Source organism: Williamsia maris, from assembly GCF_024171815.1.
Taxonomy (GTDB): Bacteria; Actinomycetota; Actinomycetes; order Mycobacteriales; family Mycobacteriaceae; genus Williamsia_A; species Williamsia_A maris.
Map to the genome: position 1 here is coordinate 1,395,944 of NZ_JAMTCJ010000001.1, position 25,083 is coordinate 1,421,026.

General features: G+C 65.0%; 24 protein-coding genes. 7 read left to right on the plus strand and 17 right to left on the minus strand.

What is annotated here, in order from left to right; translation table 11 throughout:
* From LX13_RS06700 to LX13_RS06730, 7 genes are read right to left on the minus strand one after another with little or no spacing between them, the layout of a single operon-like run.
* Positions 1 to 1,152, minus strand: a complete 1,152-nt coding sequence (locus tag LX13_RS06700; RefSeq protein WP_253660478.1) for an MCE family protein — start codon at positions 1,150 to 1,152, stop codon at positions 1 to 3.
* The gene (locus tag LX13_RS06705; RefSeq protein ID WP_253660479.1) at positions 1,149 to 2,393 is read right to left on the minus strand and encodes an MCE family protein; all 1,245 of its coding nucleotides are present in this window, start codon (positions 2,391 to 2,393) and stop codon (positions 1,149 to 1,151) included. Before LX13_RS06705 ends, LX13_RS06700 begins: the two co-directional genes overlap by 4 nt.
* The gene (locus LX13_RS06710; RefSeq protein WP_253660480.1) at positions 2,393 to 3,382 is read right to left on the minus strand and encodes an MCE family protein; all 990 of its coding nucleotides are present in this window, start codon (positions 3,380 to 3,382) and stop codon (positions 2,393 to 2,395) included. The genes LX13_RS06705 and LX13_RS06710 overlap by 1 nt, the downstream gene beginning before the upstream one ends.
* Before the next feature lie 41 nt (positions 3,383 to 3,423).
* A complete protein-coding gene (locus tag LX13_RS06715) occupies positions 3,424 to 4,458 on the minus strand; it encodes an MCE family protein (protein ID WP_253660481.1) in 1,035 nt (344 codons plus the stop codon).
* Entirely contained in the window at positions 4,455 to 5,636 is a 1,182-nt protein-coding gene (locus LX13_RS06720) for an MCE family protein (protein WP_253660482.1), read from the minus strand. The genes LX13_RS06715 and LX13_RS06720 overlap by 4 nt, the downstream gene beginning before the upstream one ends.
* Entirely contained in the window at positions 5,633 to 6,484 is an 852-nt protein-coding gene (locus LX13_RS06725) for an MlaE family ABC transporter permease (RefSeq protein ID WP_253660483.1), read from the minus strand. Before LX13_RS06725 ends, LX13_RS06720 begins: the two co-directional genes overlap by 4 nt.
* 6 nt (positions 6,485 to 6,490) lie before the next feature.
* Complete coding sequence (locus tag LX13_RS06730) at positions 6,491 to 7,222, minus strand: MlaE family ABC transporter permease (protein WP_253660593.1); 732 nt, start codon at positions 7,220 to 7,222, stop codon at positions 6,491 to 6,493.
* A gap of 264 nt (positions 7,223 to 7,486) precedes the next feature.
* Between LX13_RS06730 and LX13_RS06735 the strand changes: the two genes are divergently transcribed.
* Positions 7,487 to 8,119 carry a TetR/AcrR family transcriptional regulator gene (locus LX13_RS06735; protein ID WP_253660484.1) on the plus strand — a complete coding sequence of 211 codons (633 nt, stop codon included), beginning with the start codon at positions 7,487 to 7,489 and terminating at the stop codon, positions 8,117 to 8,119.
* Positions 8,120 to 8,151: 32 nt separating this feature from the next.
* Here LX13_RS06735 and LX13_RS06740 read toward each other — a convergent pair whose 3' ends face one another.
* From LX13_RS06740 to LX13_RS06760, 5 genes are read right to left on the minus strand one after another with little or no spacing between them, the layout of a single operon-like run.
* Complete coding sequence (locus LX13_RS06740; protein WP_253660485.1) at positions 8,152 to 9,279, minus strand: NAD-dependent epimerase/dehydratase family protein; 1,128 nt, start codon at positions 9,277 to 9,279, stop codon at positions 8,152 to 8,154.
* On the minus strand, positions 9,276 to 11,033 hold the full coding sequence (locus LX13_RS06745) for a class I adenylate-forming enzyme family protein (RefSeq protein ID WP_253660486.1): 1,758 nt from the start codon (positions 11,031 to 11,033) through the stop codon (positions 9,276 to 9,278). The genes LX13_RS06740 and LX13_RS06745 overlap by 4 nt, the downstream gene beginning before the upstream one ends.
* Positions 11,034 to 11,043: 10 nt before the next feature.
* Positions 11,044 to 11,757, minus strand: a complete 714-nt coding sequence (locus tag LX13_RS06750) for an ABC transporter ATP-binding protein (protein WP_253660487.1) — start codon at positions 11,755 to 11,757, stop codon at positions 11,044 to 11,046.
* Positions 11,754 to 14,543, minus strand: coding sequence for a branched-chain amino acid ABC transporter permease/ATP-binding protein (locus LX13_RS06755; protein ID WP_253660488.1), 2,790 nt, complete (start codon positions 14,541 to 14,543; stop codon positions 11,754 to 11,756). Before LX13_RS06755 ends, LX13_RS06750 begins: the two co-directional genes overlap by 4 nt.
* 51 nt (positions 14,544 to 14,594) lie before the next feature.
* Entirely contained in the window at positions 14,595 to 15,797 is a 1,203-nt protein-coding gene (locus tag LX13_RS06760) for an ABC transporter substrate-binding protein (protein ID WP_253660489.1), read from the minus strand.
* A 225-nt stretch (positions 15,798 to 16,022) separates the two neighbouring features.
* On the opposite strand from LX13_RS06760, the gene LX13_RS06765 reads away from it, so the two are divergent.
* Positions 16,023 to 16,739: a TetR/AcrR family transcriptional regulator gene (locus LX13_RS06765; protein WP_253660490.1), complete on the plus strand. Its 717-nt coding sequence runs from the start codon at positions 16,023 to 16,025 to the stop codon at positions 16,737 to 16,739.
* A 123-nt stretch (positions 16,740 to 16,862) separates the two neighbouring features.
* On the opposite strand, the gene LX13_RS06770 is transcribed toward LX13_RS06765, so the two are convergent.
* On the minus strand, positions 16,863 to 17,297 hold the full coding sequence (locus LX13_RS06770; RefSeq protein ID WP_253660491.1) for a carbonic anhydrase: 435 nt from the start codon (positions 17,295 to 17,297) through the stop codon (positions 16,863 to 16,865).
* A 174-nt stretch (positions 17,298 to 17,471) separates the two neighbouring features.
* Here LX13_RS06770 and LX13_RS06775 point away from each other — a divergent pair, with 174 nt between their 5' ends.
* Positions 17,472 to 17,897 (plus strand): winged helix-turn-helix transcriptional regulator, encoded by a 426-nt coding sequence (locus LX13_RS06775; RefSeq protein ID WP_253660492.1) that lies wholly within the window; start codon positions 17,472 to 17,474, stop codon positions 17,895 to 17,897.
* A 443-nt stretch (positions 17,898 to 18,340) separates the two neighbouring features.
* Positions 18,341 to 19,573 (plus strand): DUF6461 domain-containing protein, encoded by a 1,233-nt coding sequence (locus tag LX13_RS06780; RefSeq protein ID WP_253660493.1) that lies wholly within the window; start codon positions 18,341 to 18,343, stop codon positions 19,571 to 19,573.
* A gap of 118 nt (positions 19,574 to 19,691) precedes the next feature.
* On the opposite strand, the gene LX13_RS06785 is transcribed toward LX13_RS06780, so the two are convergent.
* From LX13_RS06785 to LX13_RS06800, 4 genes are all read right to left on the minus strand, one after another.
* Positions 19,692 to 20,873 (minus strand): sensor histidine kinase, encoded by a 1,182-nt coding sequence (locus LX13_RS06785; RefSeq protein WP_253660494.1) that lies wholly within the window; start codon positions 20,871 to 20,873, stop codon positions 19,692 to 19,694.
* A 1-nt stretch (position 20,874) separates the two neighbouring features.
* Positions 20,875 to 21,534 (minus strand): response regulator transcription factor, encoded by a 660-nt coding sequence (locus LX13_RS06790; protein ID WP_253660495.1) that lies wholly within the window; start codon positions 21,532 to 21,534, stop codon positions 20,875 to 20,877.
* A gap of 111 nt (positions 21,535 to 21,645) precedes the next feature.
* Positions 21,646 to 21,978, minus strand: coding sequence for a hypothetical protein (locus LX13_RS06795; protein ID WP_253660496.1), 333 nt, complete (start codon positions 21,976 to 21,978; stop codon positions 21,646 to 21,648).
* Positions 21,979 to 22,081: 103 nt separating this feature from the next.
* The gene (locus tag LX13_RS06800) at positions 22,082 to 23,347 is read right to left on the minus strand and encodes a DUF418 domain-containing protein (protein WP_253660497.1); all 1,266 of its coding nucleotides are present in this window, start codon (positions 23,345 to 23,347) and stop codon (positions 22,082 to 22,084) included.
* Between the two features lie 249 nt (positions 23,348 to 23,596).
* Between LX13_RS06800 and LX13_RS06805 the strand changes: the two genes are divergently transcribed.
* From LX13_RS06805 to LX13_RS06815, 3 genes are all read left to right on the plus strand, one after another.
* The gene (locus tag LX13_RS06805; protein WP_253660498.1) at positions 23,597 to 24,178 is read left to right on the plus strand and encodes a DUF6924 domain-containing protein; all 582 of its coding nucleotides are present in this window, start codon (positions 23,597 to 23,599) and stop codon (positions 24,176 to 24,178) included.
* A 37-nt stretch (positions 24,179 to 24,215) separates the two neighbouring features.
* Complete coding sequence (locus LX13_RS06810; protein WP_253660499.1) at positions 24,216 to 24,647, plus strand: DUF6924 domain-containing protein; 432 nt, start codon at positions 24,216 to 24,218, stop codon at positions 24,645 to 24,647.
* Positions 24,648 to 24,777: 130 nt separating this feature from the next.
* Positions 24,778 to 25,083 (plus strand): LCP family glycopolymer transferase (locus tag LX13_RS06815; RefSeq protein ID WP_505011329.1); only part of this gene is annotated, 306 nt, incomplete at its 3' end.

The window sequence follows — 25,083 nt, forward strand, 5'->3', positions numbered from 1 at the left end:
TCAGCGACCTCTCGGCGGTGCTGTGGCCGTGGGTGCGCCGGTGACGGGGGCGGTAATCGGGTTCGATGTGTCGCCGGCGGTTCCTGGTGATCGGCCGAGCACCCCGCCGGGGCCGGCGAGGGTGTTGCCCAGCGGGGTGCCGCGCAGCATCCCCTCGCGCAGACGGGGGACGGAGAAGTCGAGGATCAGGAAGAGGTTTGCGTAGTCGCCTCGAACGACCTGGTCGACCTTGCTCAGCGGGAACGGCAACGTGAACGCCAGATCGAGGGATCTGCTCAGCGAATCCCCGGAGTCGGCGAGGCCCTTCAACGCCGGCCTGAGATTGCTCACGTTGGTGCGCAGGTTGTCTCCGCTGGTGTTCACGACCAGGGTGGCCTGCTCGCTGAACCTGTCGAGCGACCCGAGCACCTTCGACAATTGGATGCGGCGGGCCGACAACACTCCGAGAGCGGGCTGCACGGTGTCGATTGCGTCGGCCAGCTCGGTGTTCTGCTCGCGGACGGTGGTGGAGAGTCGGTCAAGGCCACGCAAGGCGGTCACGATCGTCTCGCGGCGCTGCGCCAGGGTTCCGGTGACCTTCTCGAGTTCGGTGAGCAGTCCGCGAGCTCCGTCCGGACGCCCGGCCAGCGCATCGTTGGCGCCATGCACGATCTCCCCGACCCGCGCCAGTCCGCCGTCGTTCAGAATCACCGACAGCGCGGTCAGTGTCTGTTCGGTGGTCGGGTAGCTCGTCGCCCGCTCCAACGGGATGACCGCACCGGCCGCGAGACGACCTGCCGGAGCATCGTCGGTCGGTGGCGCCAACTCGATGTGTTGCGACCCGAGCAGACTGGTCTGCCCGACCGCGGCCACCGCGTTGGCGGGCAGAACCACATCGCGATTGAGCGAGACGGTGACGCGGGCGTGCCACCCGGACAGGGAAATCGACTTGATCCGTCCGACAGTTACGTCATCGACCATGACCGGCGAATTCTGGGTGATGGTGCTGACGTCGGGCATCTCGATCGCCACCTCGTAGGCACCCGCCCCTCCACCTTGACCACCGGGCAGAGGTAGCGAGTTCACTCCGTCCCAGCTGCACGACGAGAGGGCGAAAGTGGTTGCGACGCCTATGATCAGGACGGTGCCCGACAGACGCCGGCGCCGGCTCATTTCGTCGCCTTGGGTAGCAGCAGCGACGCGAGCCGGTCGGGCACGCTGACCGAGGGTGGTGCGGTGCCGTCGAGGCCGGGAACGCTGTCGAGAACACCGGGGACGCTGGGGATCTGTTGGCCGGGGTCGGCGAACGTGGTGCGCAGGGGGTTGATCGCCAGATCCGGGTACGAGGTCTTGAGCATGTTCAGGTACGGGCCGAGGTATTGGGCGCACAGCTGGCCCCCGCGGGCCGATGTCTGCTTGCCCGCTCCGGCGATTGCGCCGCACACGGTGGCGATGGGGTTTTCCAGGTTCGACACCGACAGAGACCCGACAAGATCGCCCAGTCCGGGGTGGTACAGGTTGTAGAAGTTGGCGATCTGGGTGGGGGCCTGGTGCAGAACTCCCTCGATCGTCGCGCGTTGGGCGGCGAGGTTGGCCGTGACATCGGTGGCCGTTCGGACATTGTCGGTGAGGATGCCGGTGTTGTCGGTGACGAAGCGTTGAACGTCGCCGAGCACCGTGTCCAGGGACGTGATTGCCGCGCTGACGTCGTCGCGGTTGGATCCCAGGACACTCGCGGTGGTCGCCAGCCGTTGCTGCAGGTCTCCGATCTGTTGACTGCTCGCCGAGAGTGCCGAGGTGAACACGGCGAGGTTGCGGACCGTGGCGAAGATGTCGTCACGGCCGTCGGAGAGGACCGACAGGGCGGTGGACAGGGAGGTGATGGTGCCGTTGACCTGCTCGGCGCGGCCGTTGAGTGCATCAGACGTCGACCCGACGAGCTCAGCGGCGGCGCCGGGATCACCCGGACTCTGGGGGCTCAGCGCCTTGGTCGTGGTGTAGAGCGCCTTCTTCACGTCGTCCCATTCCATCGGGACGACGGTGTGCGACAACGGGATCACCGCGTTGTCGGTGAGTTGCGGTCCGTCGGTGTATGCGGGTGTCAGTTGCACGGACCTGCCGGCGACCAGGCTTTGGCTGATGATCGCGGCGTCGACGTCGGCGGGGAGACGTACGCCGTTGTCGACCGAGAGGACGACCTTGACGCCACTCGGTCCCGGGGTGATCGAGGAGATCGTGCCGACGGGTACCCCGAGCACGGTGACCGGGTCGCCGGCGTAGACGCCGGTGGTTGAGGTGAACTCGGCGTCTACGGTGTGGCCGGACGGGTCGTCTGTCGTCCACCACAGCGTGATCCCGGCGACCAGGACCACGACGGTGGTGACGGCAGCGGCGATGATGATCGATCGGCGCATCAGTTGCCTGCTTTCGGGGCCTGCTTGACGAGTTCGTCGACCAGGGGCTGGATGTACTGCACGGGAATGAAGTTGCCGACGTAGGCGAGGAAGAACGGGCCACTGGAGATGGATTCGCCGAGACCGGTCGAGTAGGTGCGCAAGCCGGTGAGCGCCGAGTTGATGTCGGTCTTCCGCTTCTTGAGTACTGACAGGATGCCGTCCAGCTGTGTGAGTGCAGGCGTCAGTTGCGCACGGTTCTCGCGGATCACGCCGGTGAGCTGTTGCGAAACGAACCTGATTCCGACGATGAGGCGCTCGAGCTCGCCGCTGCGTGTTTGTAGTTCACCGAGCAGCTTGTTGGCGTCGAGGGTCAGGGTGTTGAGTTGCTTGCTGCGGTCGGCCAGGATCGCGGTGGTGTCCTGGGTCTTGTCCAATAGTTCGCGAAGCTGGTCGTTGCGTGAGCCGATGGTCCGCGAGAGGCGGGTCACGCCGTCGAGTGCACCGCTCAGGGCAGGCGCCGATTCCTTGGCGACCTCACTCAATGACCGCAGTGCCGCATTGAGTTGATCGGGGTCGGTGCGGTTGAGCGTTTGGCTGGCGTCGTTGAGGGCGTCGGGAAGTGAGTAGGGCGGTGTGGTCCGGGTCAGCGGAATCGGTGTGGAGGTGCTCAGGGTCCCGGTGCCCGCGGGGCTGATCCGTAGGGCGCGTTGTCCCAGGGCCGAGGTGGTGACGATGGCCGCCCGGGTGCCGTCTCCGAGATCGACCGCGGCGTCGATGGTGAAGGCGACGGTGACCTTGTTCCCCGTCAGACGAATCGATCCGACCTTGCCGACCTGGGAACCCGAGATCTCCACAGGGTCTCCCCCGCGGAGATTGCCGACCTCGGCGAACTCGGCACGGTAGGTGTCACCGCCGGTGACCCCGGGGATCTTGTCGTAGAACAGCGCGATGACCACGGCCAGCACGGTGATCGTGATCCCGATGAAAGCGACTCGTGTTCGGGGCATCTCGCGAAAGCTGGGTAGCTCGCGGAGGCGCTGTCGTCGGTTCATCGTGCGCACCGGCCGGTGTTCTGGTCGATGAAGGGAATGTCGATGTTCTTGCCCGCGGGATCCGAGAGCCGCACGATGACCTGGCAGGCGTAGAGCTGGAAGACGCCGCCGTAGGCGCCCATCCGGCTCAGCCGTTTGTAGGCGTCGGGCAGTCGACTCAGAACGGTGTCGAGGTTGCCGTCGCCGGTCCCCTTATTGATGGTCGTGGCGGTGCGGTTGAGGTCGGCGATGGTGGGTTGCAGATCCGGTCGCACGCGCTGAAGGAGATTGCCGGTCACCAGTGTCGCGGACTCGAGGTGGTCGACGATCGGACCGAGCGGGTCGGGTTGGTTGGCGACCTGCGAGACCAGCGACTGCAATTGATTGATGGTGTCGGTGACCTCGCGACGGCGGTCGACGACGGTCGTCAGCACGGTGGTGAAGTTGTCGACCACCTCTCCGATGACCGCGTCCTGGTCTGCGATGCGGCCGCTGAGAGCCGCAGTGTTGTCGAGCAGCGCCTTGACGGCTTGTCCCTGCCCTTGAAACGTCGCGACCAATGCGGTCATCAGCGAATTGACCTCGGACGGCTGTACCGATTGGAACAGGGGTTTGAAACCGCCGATGAGGGAGTCGATGTCGAGGGCCGGCGTGGTTCGGGTGGCGGGGATGGTCTGCCCGGCCGGCAACGGCGTCGGCGCCGAGACCGCAGAGTCCTCGGACAGGTCGAGGTAGCGGTCGCCGATCAGGTTTTCGTAGCGGACAGCTGCGCGCGTCCCCGAATCGAGTGGCCGCGAGTCCGCGGCGTCGAACTCGACGACGACGTCGGCGTTGCGTTGCAGTCGCACTGACGTCACCTTGCCCAGCAGCACTCCGGCGGCACGCACGTTCTGCCCCGGTTTGAGGCCGGACACGTTGGTGAACACGGCCTTGTAGCTGTGGGTGGATCCGCTGCGGAAGTTGCCGAACACGACGATGAGGCCGGCGGAGATCAGGACCATCACGACCGTGTAGCAGGAGACCTTGATCAGGGTGCTTCGTGCGCCGGTCATGGAGTCTGTCCTCGTGGTTGGCCGAGGAGCGAGGTGAACAGGTCTTCGGGTTTGAACTGCAACGACTTCGGCTCGTTCTTGTACGGGTTCACCCCGGTGTCGGTGACCAGGTACGGGGCGTTCTTCGTGGGGTCGATCAGCGGCAGCCCGAAGCATCGGGGGCCGCCGGTGGCGTTGACCTTGGGGAGGTTCTGTTGTCCATACAGGCTGCTGCCGGCGACGAATCCGACGCTGAGGGTGGCGCCGGGGTGTGTGCCGGCGAACGCCGGGCCGGCGAGCTTGTTCGACTCGTCGAGCCCCGTCACCAGGCATTTCAATTCCGGGGCGTAGACCCGGAGCAGATCTGTTGTCGGTGAGAGTGTTTCGAGAGTGGTCGCCAAGGCCGAACTGTTGGTCTTCAGCACGTCGGTGCCGGTGTCGGCGAAGCCAAGGACGTTGGTCAACACCAGATCGATCGTGGATCGCTTGTCAGTGATGGTCTTCGCGGTGGTCGGCAGGTTGGTCAGAACCGACATGATGTCCGGGGCGGCGTCGGCGAACGCCTCGATCGTCTCCGTACCTGCGGTGATGTCCTGGCGCAGTTGGGGAGTCGCAGAATTGACAGTGCCCACGACCTTCTCCAGCTCGGTGATCGCCGTGCCCAGGCTGGCACCGCGTCCGTTGCCCAATGCCTGCGACAGGGCGCCGGTGATTGTGTTGAGCTTGTCGGGCTCGATCTGGCGTAGGACCGAGGTGAGGCGTTCGAACGTCGTGTTCGTCTCCACGGTGACGTCGTCGGTGTTGAGCACGGTGTCAGGGGCGATCGGCCGGCTCTCGGGTACGCGCGGTTCGTCGAAGTTGATGTACTTCGCCCCGAACACCGTGGAGGAGGTGATGGCGATGGAGGCGTTGGCGGGGATGTGGGCGGCCGCGTCGCTGTCGACGGCGATGACGATGCGCGCGGTGTCACCGGTCGCGGTGATGGTGCGGACCCGCCCGACGTCTAGGCCGCGGAACTTCACCTTCGCGCCGGGGTCGGTGAGCAGCCCTGCTCGTGTCGCGACGACGGTGACGGGGATGGTGCTGGTGAACGTGCCGTTGAACGACAACGCGGCGACGGTGACAACGGCCACGATGGCGGTGATCAGAGCCAGGGCGTAGAGCTTGAGGCGGTACCGGGTCATGTGACGCGCGCTCATCCGGAGAGGTGAAAGTTGCCGGTGACGCCGTAGACCGCGAGCGAGATCAACAGCGTGACGCTGACGACGACAATGAGTGATGTGCGCACGGCCCGGCCGACAGCGCGGCCGACGCCGTCGGGTCCACCCGAGGCGGTGAAGCCGTAGAACGTGTGCACGAGCATGACGGCCAAGCCCATCGCGATGGCCTGGAGGAACGACCACAGCAGGTCCACTGGCTGTAGGAATGTCGAGAAGTAGTGGTCGTAGAGTCCACCGGATTGCCCGTAGATGATGACGGTGGCGAACCTGCAGGCGAAGAACGACGCGATGACCGACATGGAGTAGAGCGGGATGATGACGATGGTGCCTGCGATGATCCGGGTGCTGATCAGGAACGGGATCGGTCGGATGCCCATGGTTTCGAGTGCGTCGATCTCTTCGCTGATCCGCATGGCGCCGAGTTGCGCGGTGGCGCCGGCGCCGATGGTGGCGGCGAGGCCGATTCCGGCGATGACGGGAGCGGCGACGCGGACGTTGACAAAGGCTGCGAGGAAGCCGGTGAGTGATTCGATGCCGATGTTGCCCAGGGAGCTGTAGCCCTGGATCGCGATCGTGCCACCGGTGAACAGAGTCAGGGTGGACACGATGATGACGGTTCCGCCGATGACCGCCAACGCTCCGGTGCCCATGCCGATCTCGGCCATCAGGCGGATCACGTCTTTGCGGTAGAGACGTAGGGCGGTGGGGATCGCGCGGATAGCGAGGACGAAGAACTCCATCTCCGCGCCGACGCGGTCGACCGCTGACGATGCACGGCGGAGTTCCCGGCGGGTCCGTGTGAGCTGATCGGATGCTGCGAGCACCATGTTCCTTTATCCCCCTGTGACTTTCACGCCGATGGCGGTGACGATGGTGTTGACGACGAACAGTCCGATGAAGGCGTAGACGACTGTCTCGTTGACGGCTTCTCCAACGCCTTTGGGTCCGCCGCGGGCGGTGAGTCCGCGGTAGCAGCCGACGAGGCCGGCGAGGATTCCGAACAGGCCGGCTTTGACCACGGCGATGGCGAGTTCGCCCAGCCCGGTCAGCAGCGTCAGGTTCGCGACGAAAGCGCCGGGGTTCGCGTGTTGGAAGAGCACCGAGAACGCGAACCCACCGACGATCCCGATGGTGCAGACCAGCCCGTTGAGCAGTACGGCCACGAATCCCGACGCCCATACCCGGGGAACCACGAGGCGCTTGACGGGGTCGACGCCCATCACTTCGAGGGCGGCGATCTCGTCGTGGATGGTCCGCGATCCGAGATCGGCACAGATTGCGGTGGCTCCGGCGCCGGCCACGATGAGAACCGTTACCAGCGGGCCGATCTGGGTGACGGTGCCGAACGCGGCGCTGGCACCGCTGAGGTCCGCCGCGCCGATCTCCTTGAGCAGGATGTTGAGGATGAAGGTCACCAGCACCGTGAACGGGATGGCCACGAGCACGGTCGGCAGAGTGGACACCCGTGCGATGAACCACGTCTGATCGATGAACTCGCGGAACTGGATCGGCCGTGCGAGGGAGTAGCGGAAGGTATCGAGGGTCATGGCGTAGAAGCCGCCCATGCCGTCGACCCCACCGCGGACTCGTCGCCGCGCGTTGCCGGAGATCGCCGCCAAACGCTGCGTCACGGCGGCGCCGCCGCCGCGCTGTTGGAGGTCGGTCATCGTCGCGGTCGCCGATCGGTCACGGTGGGCGGCCGGCGGACGCCGACCCTCAGGTAGAACACGTTACATTTCAGGTGCAATAATTATCACGCGTTTGATGTTTTTGATTCGTCGCGAGAGAGATGGGGTTCCGGCCGACGACGAACTGCGATGATGTGAGCAATGGAATCGGATAAAGCCGTCCCCACCGGAGGACGCCGGAACGTCAAACGTGGGCAGGAACGCGCGGATCGGACGCGCGATCTCGTGATCGCCGAGACCATCTCCTGCATCCGCGAGGAGGGGTTCGCCGCCGCGAGCACCCGGCGAATCATCGAACGGGCAGGCCTGACGTCAGGTGTCATCCAGTATCACTTCGGTACTCGTGACGGGTTGCTCACCGCGGTGGTCGATTTCGCGTTGGCGCGACTGGTCAGCTCCATCGGCGAGTTGACCACGTCCGTCGAGGGCGTCGACGACCCGGATCAGCGGCTGCGGACGTTGGCGCAGACGGCCTGGTCGACGTTCAACAGCCCGGCATCGATGGCGGCGCTGGAGATACTGATCGCGACCCGCTCGATACGGGACCGTCTCGATGTCGACAACCTCGAGGTACTCATCCCCGGGCTGGCCCGGATCAGCCAACTGGTCGGCGACTCCACCCACGCCACCGCGATCGGCAACCTGCTGTGGGCAGCGCCGGTCGGACTGATGGTGGCCGAGCTCGTCGTCCAGTTCCCTCCGCCTACGCAGCCAGAACAACACGCGTTCGCACAGCTGTTGATCGATCATCGCCACCGGGGACTACCCAGCTGATCCCGACCTGCTCATGCAGTGGCTGCGTGCGTCTACCCGTCTGTCCTGTAGTCGGCGACCGCAGAGGTATCGCCCCACTTCGCCGACGCTGCCGCCCACGGGTTCACCGGCTGGGACGGGTCGACGACGTCGGGGACGAAGCGACGTCGGGCGTTGGCCACCAGCGGCGCCACACACCGGAGTAGATGTCGCCGCCATCCCATCCTGGAGCTCAACACGGCCAGCACGTCCGGGAATGTCTGAGTCTGGAACCGCAAGGCGTGCTGCGCCTCCGACGTGTCCATCCAGTCCGTGGCGAACCACGCCCCGTCGTCGGTCGGGTCACCGAGGGCGGAGTCGGCGATGACCCCGGGCAGCCCCATCGCCGCGGACACTCGGTGTGCCACATCCTGATGCCGGATCCGGTGCGAGTCGTCCCCGCCGATCAAGAAGCACCTGCCCACCACGGGAGTTTCGGTGGCCGCGGCGAACGCCCGGGCAACGTCGCCCACTGACACCGTCTGCAATCGGCCGTCGCCGGGCAGCATCCGGTCGAAAGTGGTCAAGTCGCCGTTCGGCTGGAGGTTCGGGTGGTCGTCGAGAACCCCGCCGAGCCGCAGGATCAGCCACTGCGAGCGGGCATCACGCACGATCCGCTCGGCGATCGTCTTGTGGTGCCCGTAGACATCGACCGGCGACAGAGGGGTCGCCGGGGTCAGCAGATCGTCGGTGCTGTGGGGATTCCGCGGGCCGTAGACGGCGACGCTCGACGCCAGGATGAATCGGCAGCCGTCATCGACCTGGTCGGCCGCGGCAACGAGGTGGTCGGTCGCCATCACGTTCACGCGGTACGCCATCGCCGGGTTCGCATAGCAGAACGGGGGGATGATCGCGGCAAGGTGGATCACTGCGACCGGGTTCGCTCCTGAGACCAGCGCTGCGGCCGAGAACTGGTCGGCGAGGTCGGCCCAGACGAACTCGACGGAGCCAGGGCTCCGTCTTCCGCGTCGGGTGACAGTCGTTGCCGCTCTGCGATTGTCGACCGTGTCCAGATCGGTTGCGACCACGTGGCGTCCTCGCGAGAGGAGCTCGCTCACCACCGCTGTGCCGACGAGGCCGCATGCCCCGGTGACGACTACGCTGCCACTTGGCGTCTCGGTACTGTCGCTGGTGGTTGTCATGATTGCAGGGGCCGTTCTGTTGTGGCGACACCGGCGGAATGTCGCTGGTATTCGTCGCGGAGTAGTCGTTTGAGCACTTTGCCGGTCGCCGTACGCGGCATGCGGGCAGTTCTCATCTGAACCGCGGACGGGATCTTGTACTCCGGAAGGGTCGTCCGGGCGATCACCAGGACGTCCTCTACGTCGACAGTGATGCCATCTGCCGGGGAGACTGCGACAACAAGTCGTTCCCCCAGCCTGTCGTCGGGGACGCCGAACGCCGCGACCTCCTCGAACAGTCCAGAGGCGGCTATGACCGCCTCCACCTCGGCGCATGAGATGTTCTCACCGGCTGAGATGACGATGTCCTTCTTGCGGTCGACGATGTGGACCAGGTTGTACTCGTCGACATAGCCGACATCACCTGTGCGAAGCCATCCGTCGACAAACGCCTCGCGCGTCTCGGCGGGCCGACCTACATACTCGGACATGACTTGTCCGCCGCGAATTTCGAGCTCGCCGACCTCCCCGGTCTGGAGAACGGCGCCACCGTCGGTGACCCGGACATCCATGGTGGGGCTCATCGGACCCGACGTGGTCGGGATGGCGCGGAGGATCTGGCCGTTGGCAGTACAGACACTCCCCCCGACTTCTGTCATCCCCCATCCCGCGCTGCGTTGCGCATTCGGCAGACCGGTGGAGATCTTCGCCGTGACATTGGGCGGAGTCGCCTGCCCACCGGGGACCACGTTGATCAGCGAGCTCAGCGCAACGTCGCTACCGGGGACCGACAGCAGCTCGTCGACGGTCAGCGGCGGGCCGGCCATCAACGTCAGGCCGTTCTCTGAGATGAGCCGCACTGCCTCCTCCGGGGACCACCTCGGCATCGTGGCGATCACCCCGCCGGAATTCATCGTCACCATCAGCGCTGCGATTCCGGAGACGTGAAAGAGCGGGAAGACGAGCAGCGTTGACACGGTCGGCATCAGCGGCCTCATGTCGGCGATGGGGATGCTGTAGGTCCGGGAGGCGAACTCGAGATTGACGTCGGTCACGAAACGCATGTTGTGCACCACCGTCCCCATCGCACGGTGCGACAGCGCAACACCTTTGGCGCGTCCCGACGTGCCCGAGGTGAACAGGATCACGCTCGTCTCGTCCGGGTGCGCGGATGCCTGTGGGGCGTCCTCGACCGCTCGGTCGATGAGGTCGTCGATGGACCGGACGTCGGTGTCGGCCTGCCCGGCGTCCACGGTCACCAGACATGCGACCGTGCCGATGGTCTGCAGCTGGTCGATCCTCTTGCCGTCGGCGAGGACCACCGCGCAGGGCACGTCGGCGAGAGCGTCGCGAGTCTCGCTCACCGATGCGCGGCTGTTGAGCAGGACGGCCACGGCTCCGATCCTGATCGCGGCGAACAGGGCGACGAGGTAGTCGGCCCGGTTGAGCATCATGATCCCCACGCGGTCGGCGGCAGTGATTCCGAGCTCATGGTGGAGGCTCCACGCCAGCCGCCGGGAGCGGGCGAACACCTCGGAATAGGTGTACGACCCACCGTGGCCGATCGTCAGTGATCGTGGTCCGTGTCGGTCCTCGAAGTCGGAGACGATCGCGTCGAGCGTCGGTGACGCATGTCGGAAGTGTCGAACCGTTCCGCTGCCGTGCGGCGACGGGGTCTCGATCATCTCGTAGTCGGCGCCCGAACGGGTCAGGCCGTCGACGATGTCGTCGTATGCCGATGTGACCGCCGCTGGGTCCTCGTTGATTGTCGTCATGGGTTTCTTTTCAGTCCTGGCCCAGGTAGGCGCGTTCGAGCGGAGTCATGTCGGCCGCCAGCGAGGAGGCGTCGGCTTCGAGGACGATCTGTCCGTGCACGAGGACGACGGCTCGATCGGCCACGCTGAGCGCGAGGTGGACGTGTTGCTCGACGATGACGACGGCTGCCCCAGCGTCGGCCACCGACCGCAGGACCGGCAGGATCGACTCGACGACGATCGGCGCCAGACCCATGCTGAGTTCGTCGAGCAGAAGCACTTTCGGTGTCTGCACCAGGGCCCGCGCGATGGCAAGCATCTGCTGCTCACCTCCCGACAGGTCGCCCGCGGCGACCTTCATGCGCGACCGCAGCGCAGGAAAATGATCAATCGCATTGTCGATCAGTTCTTTCGACCGGTGACCTCTCCGCGGTGCCGCCAGCCGCAGGTTCTGCTCTGTGGTCAACCTACGGAACAGCGCGCGGTCGTCCGGCACCAGGACGAGGCCTGCCTGTACGGCTGCGCGTGCGTTCCCGGATCGAATCCGATGTCCGCCGACCGAGACGGAGCCGCCCTTGCGAGGGAGCAGGCCTGCCATGGTCGTCAGGCTGGTCGTCTTCCCGGATCCGTTGGGGCCCATGAGGGCGACGATCTCGCCTTCGGACACGGACAGGTCGAGGTCACGAACGCAAGGGCTGCCGGTTCCGTGGCCGGCCGTCATACCCTCGCAATGCAAAGCCGTCATGATGGCGCCCCTTCACCGACAGGTGCCGCCGACGGCTCAGAAAGCACGGTCGGCGGACCGGTCTCAGACGAGGCGAGGTGCGGTGTGCCGAGGTACGCCGCGATCACGTCCGGGTTCGAACGGACCTGCGCAGGTGTGCCGGCGGCGATGACGGCACCGAGGTCGAGGACGATGATCCGATCACATATGCCCATGACCAGGTCCATATCGTGATCGACGATCACGATGCTGACGTCCGACGACCGGGTCGCCCGCAGACGCTCACCAAGCCAACCGCTCTCGGTACTGTCCAGACCGGCTGCCGGCTCGTCGAGTAGGGCAACACGCGGACGCCCGACCAACACCCGAGCCACCGATACGAGTTGCCGTTGCCCCTGGGACAGATCGGCCGCATCCGTGTCGGCGAAGGCCTCGATTCCGAGTAGCCGCATCACTTCATCCACCTGCTCGTCGGTCTCGCCACGTGCGGATCGCGCACCGACGGTGATGTTCTCGGCCACCGAGAGATCCTCGTAGAGTTCGATGTTCTGGAACGTTCTCCCCAGGCCGGCCCGACTACGACGATGCGGAGCACGTCCACTGACGGCCTCGCCGTCCACCGCGACAACACCTGATGCCGTGACGAAGCCACCGAGGGCATCGATCAGTGTGGTCTTTCCCGCGCCGTTGGGACCGATGATCCCGACGATTTCTCCCTGGTACACCTCGAAGTTGACATCGTTCACTGCGGTGACTGCGCCATAGCGAACCGTGATGTTCTGCGCTGACAACACCACGTCGCGCGCCCCCGACTCGACGGCTTGGACGACCGGCACAATCGTCGCTGATGCCGCGGGCGCAAGCGGCGTGTGAGGTGTGGCGTGCCTGCGATGCAGAGTGATTCGATGCAGTAGACCCGCGAGCCCATCGGGTTGGGTCACGACGACGAAAACCAGCAGCAGCCCGCTGAGCAGTGAATAGTAGTCACCCGAGGACAGGTATCGATCACTGAGCAGATAGACCACGCCGCCCGGAGCCAAGACTCCGGCTAGAAGCGCCCCGGTCACTGAGGTCACTCCGGCGATGTAGGCCACGGCAAAGATGCCGAGGCCGATGAACACCCCGTAGCTCCCGGCTGTGGCGACGGTCTGCTGATACGCAAGGAGCGAGCCCCCGAGGCCGGCGATGAACGATGCGATCGCAAAGGCCGCCAGCTTGGTCACTCCCACGTTGATTCCCGACGCTGCTGCCGAGCGCTCGTTGGCGCGGACGGCAAGCATGGACGCTCCCAACCGGCTGCGCCGTAGGGTGACGACACCGCACGCGCAGGCCAGGAGAAAGATCAGGCACACGATTCCGAACGCGATGCGTGGATAGCCCTCGCCTGCGCCGATTCCCACGTCGAGACCGAACAGGGAAGGACTGGGGATCGGCGCCCCCTGTAGACCGCCGTTCAACGACGGGTTGGTGAACCACACCGCCTCGACGAACACCGCGAGCGCGAGAGTCGCCACCATCAGCGGCAGGCCGCGCACGCGCAGGGCCGGGAGTCCGATGACGACACCGATGATCATGGCGACGGCAGCCGCGAGGAGCGGTGCGACAGGAAACGGGATTCCGAGCCCGTCACCCAAGCGGCTCAGTGAGTAGGCGCCGGTGCCCGCCAGCGCGAGTTGCGCGAGCGACACCTGCCCGCCGTAGCCGGTGACCACCACCTGGGAGAGCGCGATGACTGCCGAGATCATCGTGATGATGACCGCCAGACGCATGCTCCTCGACGTGGCGAAGAGAGCGACCACCGCGACAACGACGCAAGCAATGGTCGGCAGCACCGGCCGACCGGGGCGGGGCGACTTGCCGAGGTCGTGTTGGATGACCGTCCCGCGGCCGGGCAGGGACCGACCCCGCAGGAGCAGAAACGCCAGGATGAGAACGAGTGGAACAGCCTCGGCCACGCCGGCATCGGGTAGCCAGCTCACCGAGACCTGGAGATTCGTGGCCTCGGACTGCAGCATGCCGATGGCCAGCCCCGCGCCGACGGTGAGGCCGATGCCGGAGAAGTTCCCCACCAGTGCGGCCGCGAGAGCAGGGACGATGAACAGGGTGTAGGCCACCGGGTTCAACGGCACGATCGGCGCGATGATGACACCGCCTACGCCGGCAACGGCGGACGACAACGCCCAGTTGACGATCGCGATCCGGTTCGGCGACAACCCTGTCACCACAGCACCTTTTTCAGATTCTGAAGCGGCTTCCGTCGCCAGCCCGAATCGCGAATAGCGAAGGCCGATTCCGGCGCACACGGCCAGTCCGATGACCACGGCGGCCAGCAGCAGTCGATCGGTCGGCACTGCGTTTCCGCCGATGGAGATCGTGTCCGTCTTGAACATCGGACCCACTGTGGGGGCGTCCGACCCCACCCGCAGCGCGATGAGCGCCTGCAGGACCAGCATCACGCCGATCGCGGCCACCGCCTTCGCCAATGCCGGCGCGGCGCGGAGCGGACCGAACACGACCAGATAGAGCACGACGCCGAGAAGAGCCGAGATGGCGACCGAGATCAGCAGCGCAGGGAAGATCGGCATCGGGCCACCGAGATCGATCGTCCCCGGGAGCCCCGGAATCGGATTGAGGAGATCACCCTGGCGGAGGAAGGCAAAGTTGTAGGCCGCGTACAGCGCAACTGCGCCCGTGGAGAAGTTGATGACCCCTGAGCTCTTGAAGGTCATCACCAGAGCGAGACCAAGCGCTGCGTATACCGCGCCGTTTCCGAGTCCGAGGACGAGAAACGCGAAATCCTGTGTCATGAATATGGTCGGTCGGGCGCCACGGATTTCCGCGCCGCCCGACCACTCCGATCAGTTGTTGACGGCGACTGTGTTCTCGAGGGTCGAATCCGACGTCACGTCGCTGACGAGGATTGCCTTGCTGCACAGCGCCCGCAGCTGCGGGACCGCACTCGAGTCGCAGGTGAACGCAATTCCCGGGGCCGCCGGAAGCGAGACGTTCTTCGCCCCGGAGAACGCCGTGATGAACGACTGTGCGGTGACGGGGTTCTGCAGCGACTTCCCGACCTCACCCAGCGCCATCACCGTCTGGTACCCCAGGTAGGCGATACCCGCCGGGTCGGTGTCGGGGGCGTAGCGCGCCATGATGCTGCGGTACAGCGTGACCGACGGATCGTCCGAACCCGTGTTCACCGTGGTGAAAGCCTTTGCACCGGCTATGGTCTGCGCTCCCACGGCCGCCACCACCGGCTTGTCGAGACACGCCGAGATCAGGTACTTCTTCACCTGTGGCGCCACGGTCTGCAAGGCCTTCAGGACACTGATGCACTGACGCTGATCACCGAGGATGGACACCGCACCCGGGTTCCCGGACAGGCCGGCGGTGATCTGCGGTGTCGGGTCGGCCGCGCTGGTCGGAATGCTCACGACGTCGAGGTCGACCCCTGCGCCCTTGAAGATGGGAGTGCCGAGCGCGCGGATGGACGCGGGCGCGTCGCCGGCGTCACCGACGAGCACCGTGACCTTCTTCAGCCCGGCTTTGGCGGCGGTGACCGCTTGCCCACTGAGCACCGAGATGACGCCGCCGGAGAGCATGAACGAGTTCGGGGAGACCATCTCGACCTGGGACACAGGCGCCTGAGACACGTACGGGATGCCTGCCCGGGTGATGATCGGAACCATCACCGCACCCTGACTGCTTGCCGGCGACACAACCACCGAGACCTTCTTCTCCACCATCTCGTTGGCACACTTCGTCGCCGACGCAGGCTCTTCCTGCTCCTTGCACACCGCGAGATCGATTTTGTGTCCGCCGATTCCGCCGCCGTTGTTGTTGAGGTAGTTCGCTGCGGCCTCGCCGCCTTCCCGGACCATCGCCAGGGAGACCGCCCCGCCCTCGGGCGTGATGTACCCGACCTTGATCGCTTCGCCGGTGGCCGCGTTCGACGGCAGCGAACTTGTCGATGCAGCGCTCGCATCGCTGCTGCTGCTCGTCGAATCGTCGGCACACGCGGCCACCCCACCAACTGCGAGCACCCCCGTCGCTCCGAGCACCAGGCACCTGCGTAGTGCGCTTCTGAGTGAAATCACGGTTGTCACCGAGGACCCCTTAACGTGGGAGCGGAACGCCCAAAAGCGTCCCTGAGCTGGCTAGATGGCTCTACTGTAGGTAATACAGTAGTGCTGAAGCGATACGGTAGCGTGTTACACGTCACGTGGGAAGGTTTCGCGAAAACGAGCCGCGTGAGTCGAGTGGTTTCGTCTACTTCAGGGAGTTCGATGGTCACCGCGAAGACGAGCGGGACCCCACGTGGTCGGTTGCCCAGAGGCACGTTGAGTGCAGACGACATCGTTGCTGCGGCCTTCGAGGTCGCGAACGAGAGCACCCTGGCGAATTTCAGCATGCCGGCACTCGCGAGTCACCTGGGCGTGGGCGTCACCAGCATCTACTGGCACTTTCGCAGGAAAGAAGAACTACTCGACGCGATGACCGAGTTCGCCACAGCCGAGTACCACCTGGCAACCCCGGTCATCCGCAGTGACAACTGGAAAGACGCTCTGCGCAAACACTTTCGCGCAATGCGCGCCACCTTCCAGTCCAATCCGGTACTGGTCGAACTGGTTCTGCTCCGCGACAGCACCAGCTTCCTGGACAGCTTGGCGGTGCACACGACCGCGCAGAAGTTGGACTCCACCGTGGGTGAGATGGTGGAGGCAGGCTTCAGCCCCGACGACGCAATGGACGTCTACCTGTCGCTGCTGGCCCACGTGTGCGGCTCGGCAATGATCGAGCACCAGGGCGTGTTCAGCCGGGAAGTACAAGACGAAACCAGTCGAGAATCGGCAGATGCACGCTCCGGTCCACTCTTTCGCGAGCTTGCCGAACGGGGACGGTATGTGCCTGACGTGGAGAACATGACCTTCGACTTCATCTTCAGCGCAATACTGAGCCACGCTGAGTCAACGTGTCTGGCCGAACCGCCAAACCCTTTGTGACCGTGCTCAAGTAAGCGTCGACTTCGGCAGCACACGATGCCGCCGCAACCCTGAACAAGTCGCAAACCCGCGCGGTTCGAGGCCGAACGCGAGCGCGCACGACCCGCGAGTGGTGGAACGTGGTCACACAGTTTCGACGAGACCCGTTTCGACGTCGTAGACCATGCCCGACACAGCGATACCCGCACCGAGTCGCGTCTCTGCCTTCAGAAGCTCCATGTCGCGTGTGACCGCTGCGCGCGGATCGGCGACATGGGTGTCGGCGACGTCGTCCTCAGCAACCCCGAAGTAGGCGGCCAGGGCAGGGGTGTCGTCGGCGATACGCGTGATCCCACAGTTGTTGTGCTGCATCACGATCAGCTGCCATCCTGCGCCGAGGTCGGCACCAGCCGCCTGGGTGACCGATCGCAGCATCGCAAGCTCGTCGAGAACCCCGGGCGTCACGCGCCCACCCACGTTGCGGATCACCGCGATCTCGCCGAGCTCGGCACCCAACAGCAATTCCGGGTCCACTCGCGGATCCACGCATCCGATGACGATCGTTTTCAGGACCGGCATCATCCGCAAACCCCGCGCGAAGGTATCGGCAGCGAAGGACTTGTTGCGGGTCGTCAGTGTCTCGTGCACGTCCATGGTCGAGCCTCTCGTCGGGTGAGTCCAATTTGTGGACTCAGTAGGAGGTACGCTACACGAGTGAGTCCAGAATCAATACCGAGTCCACGGGAGTGCTCGATGTCCGACGCGCTTGCCCTCATCGGCGAGCGCCACACCTTGCCCCTGCTGCGCGAACTCGCCTACGGCTACCACCGGTTCTCCGAGCTGGTCACGCTGACCGGTGCGCCACGCACGCTGCTCGCCTCCCGTCTGCGCAAGCTCGAAGAGGTTGGGGTCATCTCGAAGACGCCCTACAGCGAGCACCCGCCGCGCCACGAGTACCACCTGACCGATGCCGGTGCCGATCTGATCCCGGTGATGCTGATGCTCAAGGAATGGGGTGAGCGGCACTCGGGTGACGACATCCCCAAAGCAATCTTCCGACACTCGTGCGGCCACGAACTGCACCCCGCAACGGTGTGCGCCGCATGCCTGATCGAACTTCGACCCGGCGAATTCGAGGTCGTCGGAGGCACCCACCCACCGGTCCTACGCCCCGGCTGACCTACGCCTCCGCTGAGCTCGGCGACCCCATCAGCGGCTCCACGGCGGAGCGGATCTCAGGCGCCGGGTTTGCGGGTGTCGACGAAAAAGACCGGCCGGAGGACACGCCCCTCGAGAACGCTCCAGGAACAGCTGTGGACGGATCCTCAGTCGGGGTCTTCGTCGTTGGCGAGGATGTTTTCGATGGAGTGGGCGGTGTCGCGGCGGGTGACGAGTTGGCCGATCAACCTGTGGTTCCCGGTGATCGGGGTTTTCAGCGCTCCCTTCCCGACACTGTCACTCCACAGCGCTCACCGAATGACCACGACTGCCTTCGATCGAAAACAGAACCGCCGCGTCCCTCGGAACCAGCAATTTCATACAGTGTCGATCCGTACGTGTGTTAAGTAAAGGGTCGAACCGACGGCTGAACCCTTACGAATTTCAACAGGACGGTGGAGACGATGGGGACGACGTACCGCGACTACCTCTGGTTTCACAATGATGACCAATTTGGTGGTTGGTGTTCGAACGGGCATGTCGTCAGCCTCATTCGAGACGCCACCGCAGCGGCTGTGCTCGAGGACCTCCGCGCCTACGGCGGTAGACGGTCCGGAACGGGGTTCACCGAGTTCAGCAAGCGGGCATTCGAGTTCGAGCTACTCGATCTGAGGCCCACGATGTCCGACGCCGTCCAGACGGTCGGGGTCGCCGAACTCGATGACGGCTGGGTGTTGTTGGTCCAGCAGAACAGCGATTACGTGGGCATCAGCGATGAGCTGTTCGCCCCTGTGATCAAGCGCCACGAGGTCGTCAGCCACTACAGCAACGTCAACGCCGTCTCTCGATTCGTCTGGTGGAAAGACGGAACGCAACAGGTTTCTTTCGAGCCCATGTTTCCCTCCTGGGACCTCGACCCGGACCGCGCAACGCCATCGCCCGGAGCAGCTGTCGTACGCGACCTCATCACCGAGGTCGGAGGTATCGATCTCGAAGAGACCGAAGAACCCCGATCCGAGTTCTTTCACATCGAAGGTTCTTTCGCCCTCGCCGAACGTCTCACGGGAATCGCCGTCGACAAGCACCTGCTCGAAACCGCCGAATTCACGGTCGCTCTCGTTCCCACGACATCAGAGCCGCAGGCGCAGTACGCGCACGAGCTACCCCCACGAGTACCGCTACTGGGTGCAGACGCAACCTGGCAGGACGTATATCAGCTCTATCGCTCGTCCGCCGAGGCAACCGTGCACGCCACCATGGTTCTTTCGACCAACCAGAGCGGCTCGGATGAACATCAGCAGGTCGAGTTCTGGTACTCGCCGCACGCAGGCACGCGTCAGGTTGATGCGCACGGACTGCTCTCGGTGGACGGTCCCGACGGTCACTGGGACCGTGGCCCCTACGTCCCCGATACACAGCCGGACCGTCTCCTCATGATTCACCGCCGCTGGGGTGACCAGACCCCGTTCCGCCTCCTCATCGACCCCGCGAATCCGGGCACCCCTGTCGACGTCAACGGCCGCCGCGCTTGGGAATTCGTGTTCCCACCCGAATTCTTCGGCGGCCCGATCGCGGTGGCCTTCGACGCCCACACGGGCGTGGCCCTTCGCGCCGAAACCAACAACAGAACAGAGGAACTCGTCAACCCCAACCTCGACGACCAGTTCGACGAGGACCTCTTCACGCTGCCCGACTAGGCGCAGCTGACGGCATCGAGAAGCCCGTGATCAATGACTGCCACAACCGCTTTCACCAGATTGCGGATGTGCTGACGCGAGCCGAGCCACCACGACAACGCCGAGCCGGCAATCAACATCATTGCCTTCGTGGCGGCGTCACGGGTAGCGCAAGGGTGACGGTGAGTCCGCCCTCCGTGCGAGCGACAAGCGTCACGATGCCGTCGTGGGCACGAGCGATGGCGTCGACAATGGCCAGGCCCAGCCCGTGCCCCGTCCCGCGACGGGCGGTGCGTCCGATTCCGCGGACGAATGGTTCGAGAAGTGAGGCGGTCTTGTCAGGGGGGATGGGGGCTCCGGTGTTGGCGACAACGACGTACGTGTGAGCGTCATCGGCCCAGGTCCGCACATGGATACTGCCACCACGGGCAAGGTTGTGCTGGAGGGCGTTTCGCACCATGTTGTCGACGGCTTGGCGCACCAGCGTGGCGTCGCCGGTCGTCATGGCCGGCTGCACATCGGTGACAATGGTGATGTGTGAGCGCCGCGCCTCGTCGGCCCGCGAATTGATCACTCGCGCAACGACGGCGGTGAGATCAATGGGGTCCCGAGGGACTGTCGTGGCTTCGGCCGCGGCGAGGGCGAGGAGTGCCTCGGCGATCGCGATGTTGTCATGGTTGACCTCAGCGATCCGCTCGATCAGCGATCGCAGCTGGGCGGCGTCCGTGTTCGGATCGGCCAACGCCACCTCGATCATCGTCTTGGTCGTCGACAACGGGGTGCGCAGCTCGTGAGAGGCGTTGGCCGCGAAGCGACGTTGGGACTCGAAGCTGCGCTCGAGAGACTCGAGCATCCGGTCGAAGGTTGCTGCCAGACGATGGACCTCGTCGTCTGGACCGTGGAGCCCGATGCGGTGGTCGAGTGCACCGGTCGCGGCCCTGGTGGCGGCCGCGTTGATGGTCCTGAGCGGCTTGATGATGCGCGCTGCCACCAGCCATCCGACGGTTCCGGACAGCACGGCCAGCACGGCCAGAGCGATCGAGGACGCGATGAGGAGGTCCTGCAACAACTCATTGAGTGTCGAGACCGAATCCGGGGAGCTCGCTTCACCCGCGGTCGCTGTGGCGCCTGGCTCGGTGGGAGCCATGTCGGACAGGGCATACGTCGGGACGTAACGCATGTAGAGGTAGACGATCGCGATCAGGACCGCCCCGCACCCCATCACCAGGCCGGCGTAGCTGACTGTCAGCCGTCCTCGGATGGTCAGACGCGACGACACTCGCCGGGAGCCGCGACACGACGCCTGCTCGAACACGGTCATCTCACGTCCCGAACCGGTAGCCGGCACCGGTGACGGTCTGGATCAGCTGCGGGTCACCGAGCCTGCGCCGCAGGGTGGAGACGGTGACCCGGATGGAATTGGTGAATGGGTCAGCGTTGGCGTCCCACGCCCGCTCCAGCAACGACTCAGCACTCACCACCCCGCCGTCGTCGGACATCAGGATCTGCAGCACCGCGAACTCCTTCCGCGACAACTGCACAGGCTGATCGCTCCGATGGACCTCGCGGCGAAACGGATCGAGTCTCACGCCGTGGGCCTCGATGACCGGCGGTCGAGCCGGCTGCGTCCGGCGCTCCAGAGCACGTAGCCGAGCCACGAGCTCGCGGAACTCGAACGGTTTGGGCAGGTAGTCATCAGCGCCGAGCTCGAAACCCGTCACACGGTCGTCGAGCGCACCCGCGGCGGTCAGCATCAACACGCGAGTTGCGGGATGTTCGGCCGCCAGGCGCGCGCACACGTCGTCACCGTGCACGCCGGGCAAGTCCCGGTCGAGAACCACGACGTCGTAGCGGGCGTCGAGCACAGCCTCCAGGGCGACCTCACCGTCGTAGACCACGTCGACGGCCATGGTCTCGCGGCGCAGCCCGTCTGCGATCGCGTCGGCCAGATAGGGCTCGTCTTCGACGACCAGCACTCGCATCTGCAGTCTCCGGTTCTTTTGTCTCGACGTTGTCAGGATGGGAAATCGACCGAGTCGGCCGCTCCGGCTTCGGGACTCGCGTCTCCGACACCGGAACGGCCACAGCGACGGTCAGACGTCACCCGTGACGGGGCCGTCCAGACCGACGTCGACCCGCGGGAAGTCCGGCCACGGGTCGTCGGTACCGGGCGCGTCGACGTCACCGCGACCCGGTCCGTCCTGAGCGACAGGCTCGAACGGCTCGACCGCCGCTCCGACCTCGGTGCCCGGCGCATCGACATCGTCGACACCCGCTGCGTCAGTGTCGGCAGGCTGCATAGTCGCGTGCTGAGCTGGCCGGTCCGCCCGGGTGGGCGCGTGATCGGTCGCCATGGCGGTGCCGGCACCGGCGGTGGCGAGGGCCGCCGCAGCCATGACGAGGACGAGAGAGCGCTTGATCTTCATGATGTGTTCCCTTCCGCGAGCCCAACGATTGGGCCCGTAACTACAGTCAACCGAGGACGGTGTTGCGAGACCGTAAAGATCGGCCTGCACCGTCGGTGTTGTTTCACAACAGTTTTGGGGGTTCGGACTCGTCACGCTTGCCCACTGGCCGTCGACGCAACCGCACGACCGAGGCCTGGTGCATCACCCGTTCCAGGGGGCCTCTGTCGAACACACGCAGCCAGCAGGTCGCAAACACCATCGAGGCCCCGATGAAGGCAACCAGTATCCATCCGGCCGGCGTGCTCGCATCCGATCCGAGACAGTTGATGGCAATGACGTGGGCTGTGTAGATCGTCAGCGACATCGCCCCTACAGCAGCGACCGGCCAGGTGAGCCTGGGGAATCGTGTTGAAAGCCAGACAGCGATACCCAGCACCAGCAATGCGGTGCCGATCCCGCCGACGATCTCGAAGAAGGTCCCGGAGTGAGGGTCGGCGCCGAACAGACCGCGCCACCCGGGGGTGAATTTGTCGAGCACGGCCGGATCGAGCATGGACAGGTCAACGGTCTGATCCTTGGCACTTGCCTCCAGGTTCTTCCAGGATTCGACCAGGCCGTCGGTGTCGGTCGCCGGAATGACCAGGGTGGCCAGGGCAGCTCCGGCGTAACCCACAACCATCAGCGCCACCCCGGCAGCCGCGAGGAGTCCAGCACGGAGTCGGTTGATTCCGAATCTGGCGATCGCGACGCCGACCAGCAAGAAGGGCAGCCAGGTGATCGTCGGGTACACGCCTGTCAGGATCAGTTTCGTGATTCCCTCGGAGGACAGCCGATCGATCGGGTCCAGCGAGTCGATCCGCATCAGCACGTCTGACACCGTCATCGATCCTCGCGTGAGAAGAACGATCATCGGGCCGATGACCGCCATCCCGGCAGCCGCCAGCAGGAGCGTTCGTGGTCGCATCCTGAGAAACGGGATCGTGAACACAAAAAAGACGCCGTAATAGGCCAGAATTACCGCGACCGGTGTCCCGTAGGCCACCAGCCCGGTGCCCAACGCGATAAGCAGTGCGGCGCGAATAAGGATTCGGCGAAGCGCTTTTCGATGGTCGCGTCCTGTCCGGATGGCACTACCCCCGGTCATCAGCGCCAGCGACACGCCTGCCAGCGTCGCGAAGAGAATCGACGAGCGTCCCTGTGCAGCCTGCATCACCTCACCCACGATGCTGCCGTCGTCGGCGGGAGGACCGACGTGTACCGCGAACATGCCGAACATCGCGATGCCGCGGGCGAGATCTATCCCGCGGTTCCTCTTGGGCTCTTCGGCGGCGACGGACGTGGCCGGATTGTCTGTCGACGTGGCGTTCTCGACCTGTGGTGTCGTCATTGTTCCTTCGTGTCCATCCCGCGTGATCGCACACAAGGATGCGAATGTCTTCGGTCTCCCCGACGAGTGACGTCGGAGCCCGACTTACCTTGGGCCAGCCTGATCGGTCGCGGCCCTTGCCGGTATCCGCCAACCGGCCAGAGTGATTCGCCGACTGTCTGGAGTTCGTGCGTTGGTGTACAGAGTTGGGTTCGCGCAAAGCCGCCGTGAAGATCGAACGCCAGCCACATGGTTGGCCAGAGCAGCCACATGACCGATACCCACTCGGCCATGAACGCACCACAGTGGTGTCGAGCACCATCACACATGGAGGTTGATCTATATGCCCGTCACGAATGTCTCTGCTGCGGTGACCCCGAAGCGCTCGCCGGCGCGTCGGCGGCGCGAAAGTGGGTTCGGAGCATGAGCCTGCCATCGATCCCCAGAAGCAAAAAAGTTCCCGTCCTGCGGTGTGACTTCTCCGATGACACGCGCTGGAAGGAAACGTGGAAGCTCATCGTTGCGGCCACCGAAGACGGCTTCCAGAAGTCGGTCACGAAAATCGAGGACCGGGACTTCACCGGATTGGATACGTCCGCATTCCTCGAACTGGTGCGCCAATTGCCGAAGTCCTTTCCACATCCGCTCGTGTTCTTCGCCGACGCGACCACCATGTCCGATCCTGAGCACACCCTGTTCGTGGCCTGGGCATGGAAAGACGAGTACGAGGGCCAGTTCATGCGCTGCTTGCCGAGTGATGTACTCGCCATCGAGAACAACGTCATCGACAACATGCCCTGGGAAGAGTTCCACGACGCGGTCGGAGACGACGGCGTCAGCCGAACCGACTGACCATCAGCACATCCTGGACACGAGAGGACAAAGTCACATGACTCGACGCTTACCCGACGGGGATTCCCTGTTGATTCGCACCGACTTCTCCGACGATGCGCTCTGGCGTGACGTCGTCGACATCGTTTCGCAGCCGCAGACCGATGACGGAGAGGTCTACGTCGCGGAACTGACACTGGTGGACGACCGGGCGTTTGATCGAATCACTCTGAAAGAGTTGGTCGCCGAGATCGCCACATCACCACGTTCGTACGTCTTCGTCGTCGACTCCGACGCGATCGCCGATCCCGAGCACTCGGTCCTCGCAGTGGACACCTCCGGAGACTCCGGCGATCACCCGACTTTCCGGGTGCATCCGTCGCAGATGCCGACGGTGGAGAGCAATCTGTCCATCGACAACATGGATTTCGAGGAGTTCTCGTCCGCGGTGGCCGCGGACGGAGTGTTTCGTGGATTCGAATACGAGTAAACGCAGCTCAATCCCCGCGTCAGGCGGCGGGGGCCGTTCCGCCAAGCATCGTCGACCGGACCCACCGTTCAACCGGGCGCGTGCCACGACGCTGGGCCGAACGGCAGTCGCGTTGGCCGCGTGTGGGGTGTTGGCAGCGACCGGGCTGGCGTGGTCAGGGGCGCAGACGGTGCAGAACGCCTTCCATACGTCCGATGCGTTGGACGGGGCGCCGCGCTCGACCGGCGCCGCGGAGAACATCCTGCTCATCGGCCTCGACTCCCGCAAAGACCGCAACGGAAACGACCTCCCGCCCGACGTCCTCGCGCAGCTCCACGCCGGCGACGGACAGGAGGGCGGATACAACACGAACACCCTGATCCTCGTCCACGTCCCCGCCGACGGGAAAAACATCACCGCCTTCTCCATCCCGCGCGACGACTACGTGCCCGTCGTC

Bases quoted from the DNA above. Each gene is read 5' to 3' on its own strand.
- LX13_RS06700 (WP_253660478.1), bottom strand. From the start codon at position 1,152: ATGAGCCGGCGCCGGCGTCTGTCGGGCACCGTCCTGATCATAGGCGTC.
- LX13_RS06705 (WP_253660479.1), bottom strand. From the start codon at position 2,393: ATGCGCCGATCGATCATCATCGCCGCTGCCGTCACCACCGTCGTGGTC.
- LX13_RS06710 (WP_253660480.1), bottom strand. From the start codon at position 3,382: ATGCCCCGAACACGAGTCGCTTTCATCGGGATCACGATCACCGTGCTG.
- LX13_RS06715 (WP_253660481.1), bottom strand. From the start codon at position 4,458: ATGACCGGCGCACGAAGCACCCTGATCAAGGTCTCCTGCTACACGGTC.
- LX13_RS06720 (WP_253660482.1), bottom strand. From the start codon at position 5,636: ATGAGCGCGCGTCACATGACCCGGTACCGCCTCAAGCTCTACGCCCTG.
- LX13_RS06725 (WP_253660483.1), bottom strand. From the start codon at position 6,484: ATGGTGCTCGCAGCATCCGATCAGCTCACACGGACCCGCCGGGAACTC.
- LX13_RS06730 (WP_253660593.1), bottom strand. From the start codon at position 7,222: ATGGGCGGCTTCTACGCCATGACCCTCGATACCTTCCGCTACTCCCTC.
- LX13_RS06735 (WP_253660484.1), top strand. From the start codon at position 7,487: ATGGAATCGGATAAAGCCGTCCCCACCGGAGGACGCCGGAACGTCAAA.
- LX13_RS06740 (WP_253660485.1), bottom strand. From the start codon at position 9,279: ATGACAACCACCAGCGACAGTACCGAGACGCCAAGTGGCAGCGTAGTC.
- LX13_RS06745 (WP_253660486.1), bottom strand. From the start codon at position 11,033: ATGACGACAATCAACGAGGACCCAGCGGCGGTCACATCGGCATACGAC.
- LX13_RS06750 (WP_253660487.1), bottom strand. From the start codon at position 11,757: ATGACGGCTTTGCATTGCGAGGGTATGACGGCCGGCCACGGAACCGGC.
- LX13_RS06755 (WP_253660488.1), bottom strand. From the start codon at position 14,543: ATGACACAGGATTTCGCGTTTCTCGTCCTCGGACTCGGAAACGGCGCG.
- LX13_RS06765 (WP_253660490.1), top strand. From the start codon at position 16,023: ATGGTCACCGCGAAGACGAGCGGGACCCCACGTGGTCGGTTGCCCAGA.
- LX13_RS06770 (WP_253660491.1), bottom strand. From the start codon at position 17,297: ATGCCGGTCCTGAAAACGATCGTCATCGGATGCGTGGATCCGCGAGTG.
- LX13_RS06775 (WP_253660492.1), top strand. From the start codon at position 17,472: ATGTCCGACGCGCTTGCCCTCATCGGCGAGCGCCACACCTTGCCCCTG.
- LX13_RS06780 (WP_253660493.1), top strand. From the start codon at position 18,341: ATGGGGACGACGTACCGCGACTACCTCTGGTTTCACAATGATGACCAA.
- LX13_RS06785 (WP_253660494.1), bottom strand. From the start codon at position 20,873: ATGACCGTGTTCGAGCAGGCGTCGTGTCGCGGCTCCCGGCGAGTGTCG.
- LX13_RS06790 (WP_253660495.1), bottom strand. From the start codon at position 21,534: ATGCGAGTGCTGGTCGTCGAAGACGAGCCCTATCTGGCCGACGCGATC.
- LX13_RS06795 (WP_253660496.1), bottom strand. From the start codon at position 21,978: ATGAAGATCAAGCGCTCTCTCGTCCTCGTCATGGCTGCGGCGGCCCTC.
- LX13_RS06800 (WP_253660497.1), bottom strand. From the start codon at position 23,347: ATGACGACACCACAGGTCGAGAACGCCACGTCGACAGACAATCCGGCC.
- LX13_RS06805 (WP_253660498.1), top strand. From the start codon at position 23,597: ATGACCGATACCCACTCGGCCATGAACGCACCACAGTGGTGTCGAGCA.
- LX13_RS06810 (WP_253660499.1), top strand. From the start codon at position 24,216: ATGACTCGACGCTTACCCGACGGGGATTCCCTGTTGATTCGCACCGAC.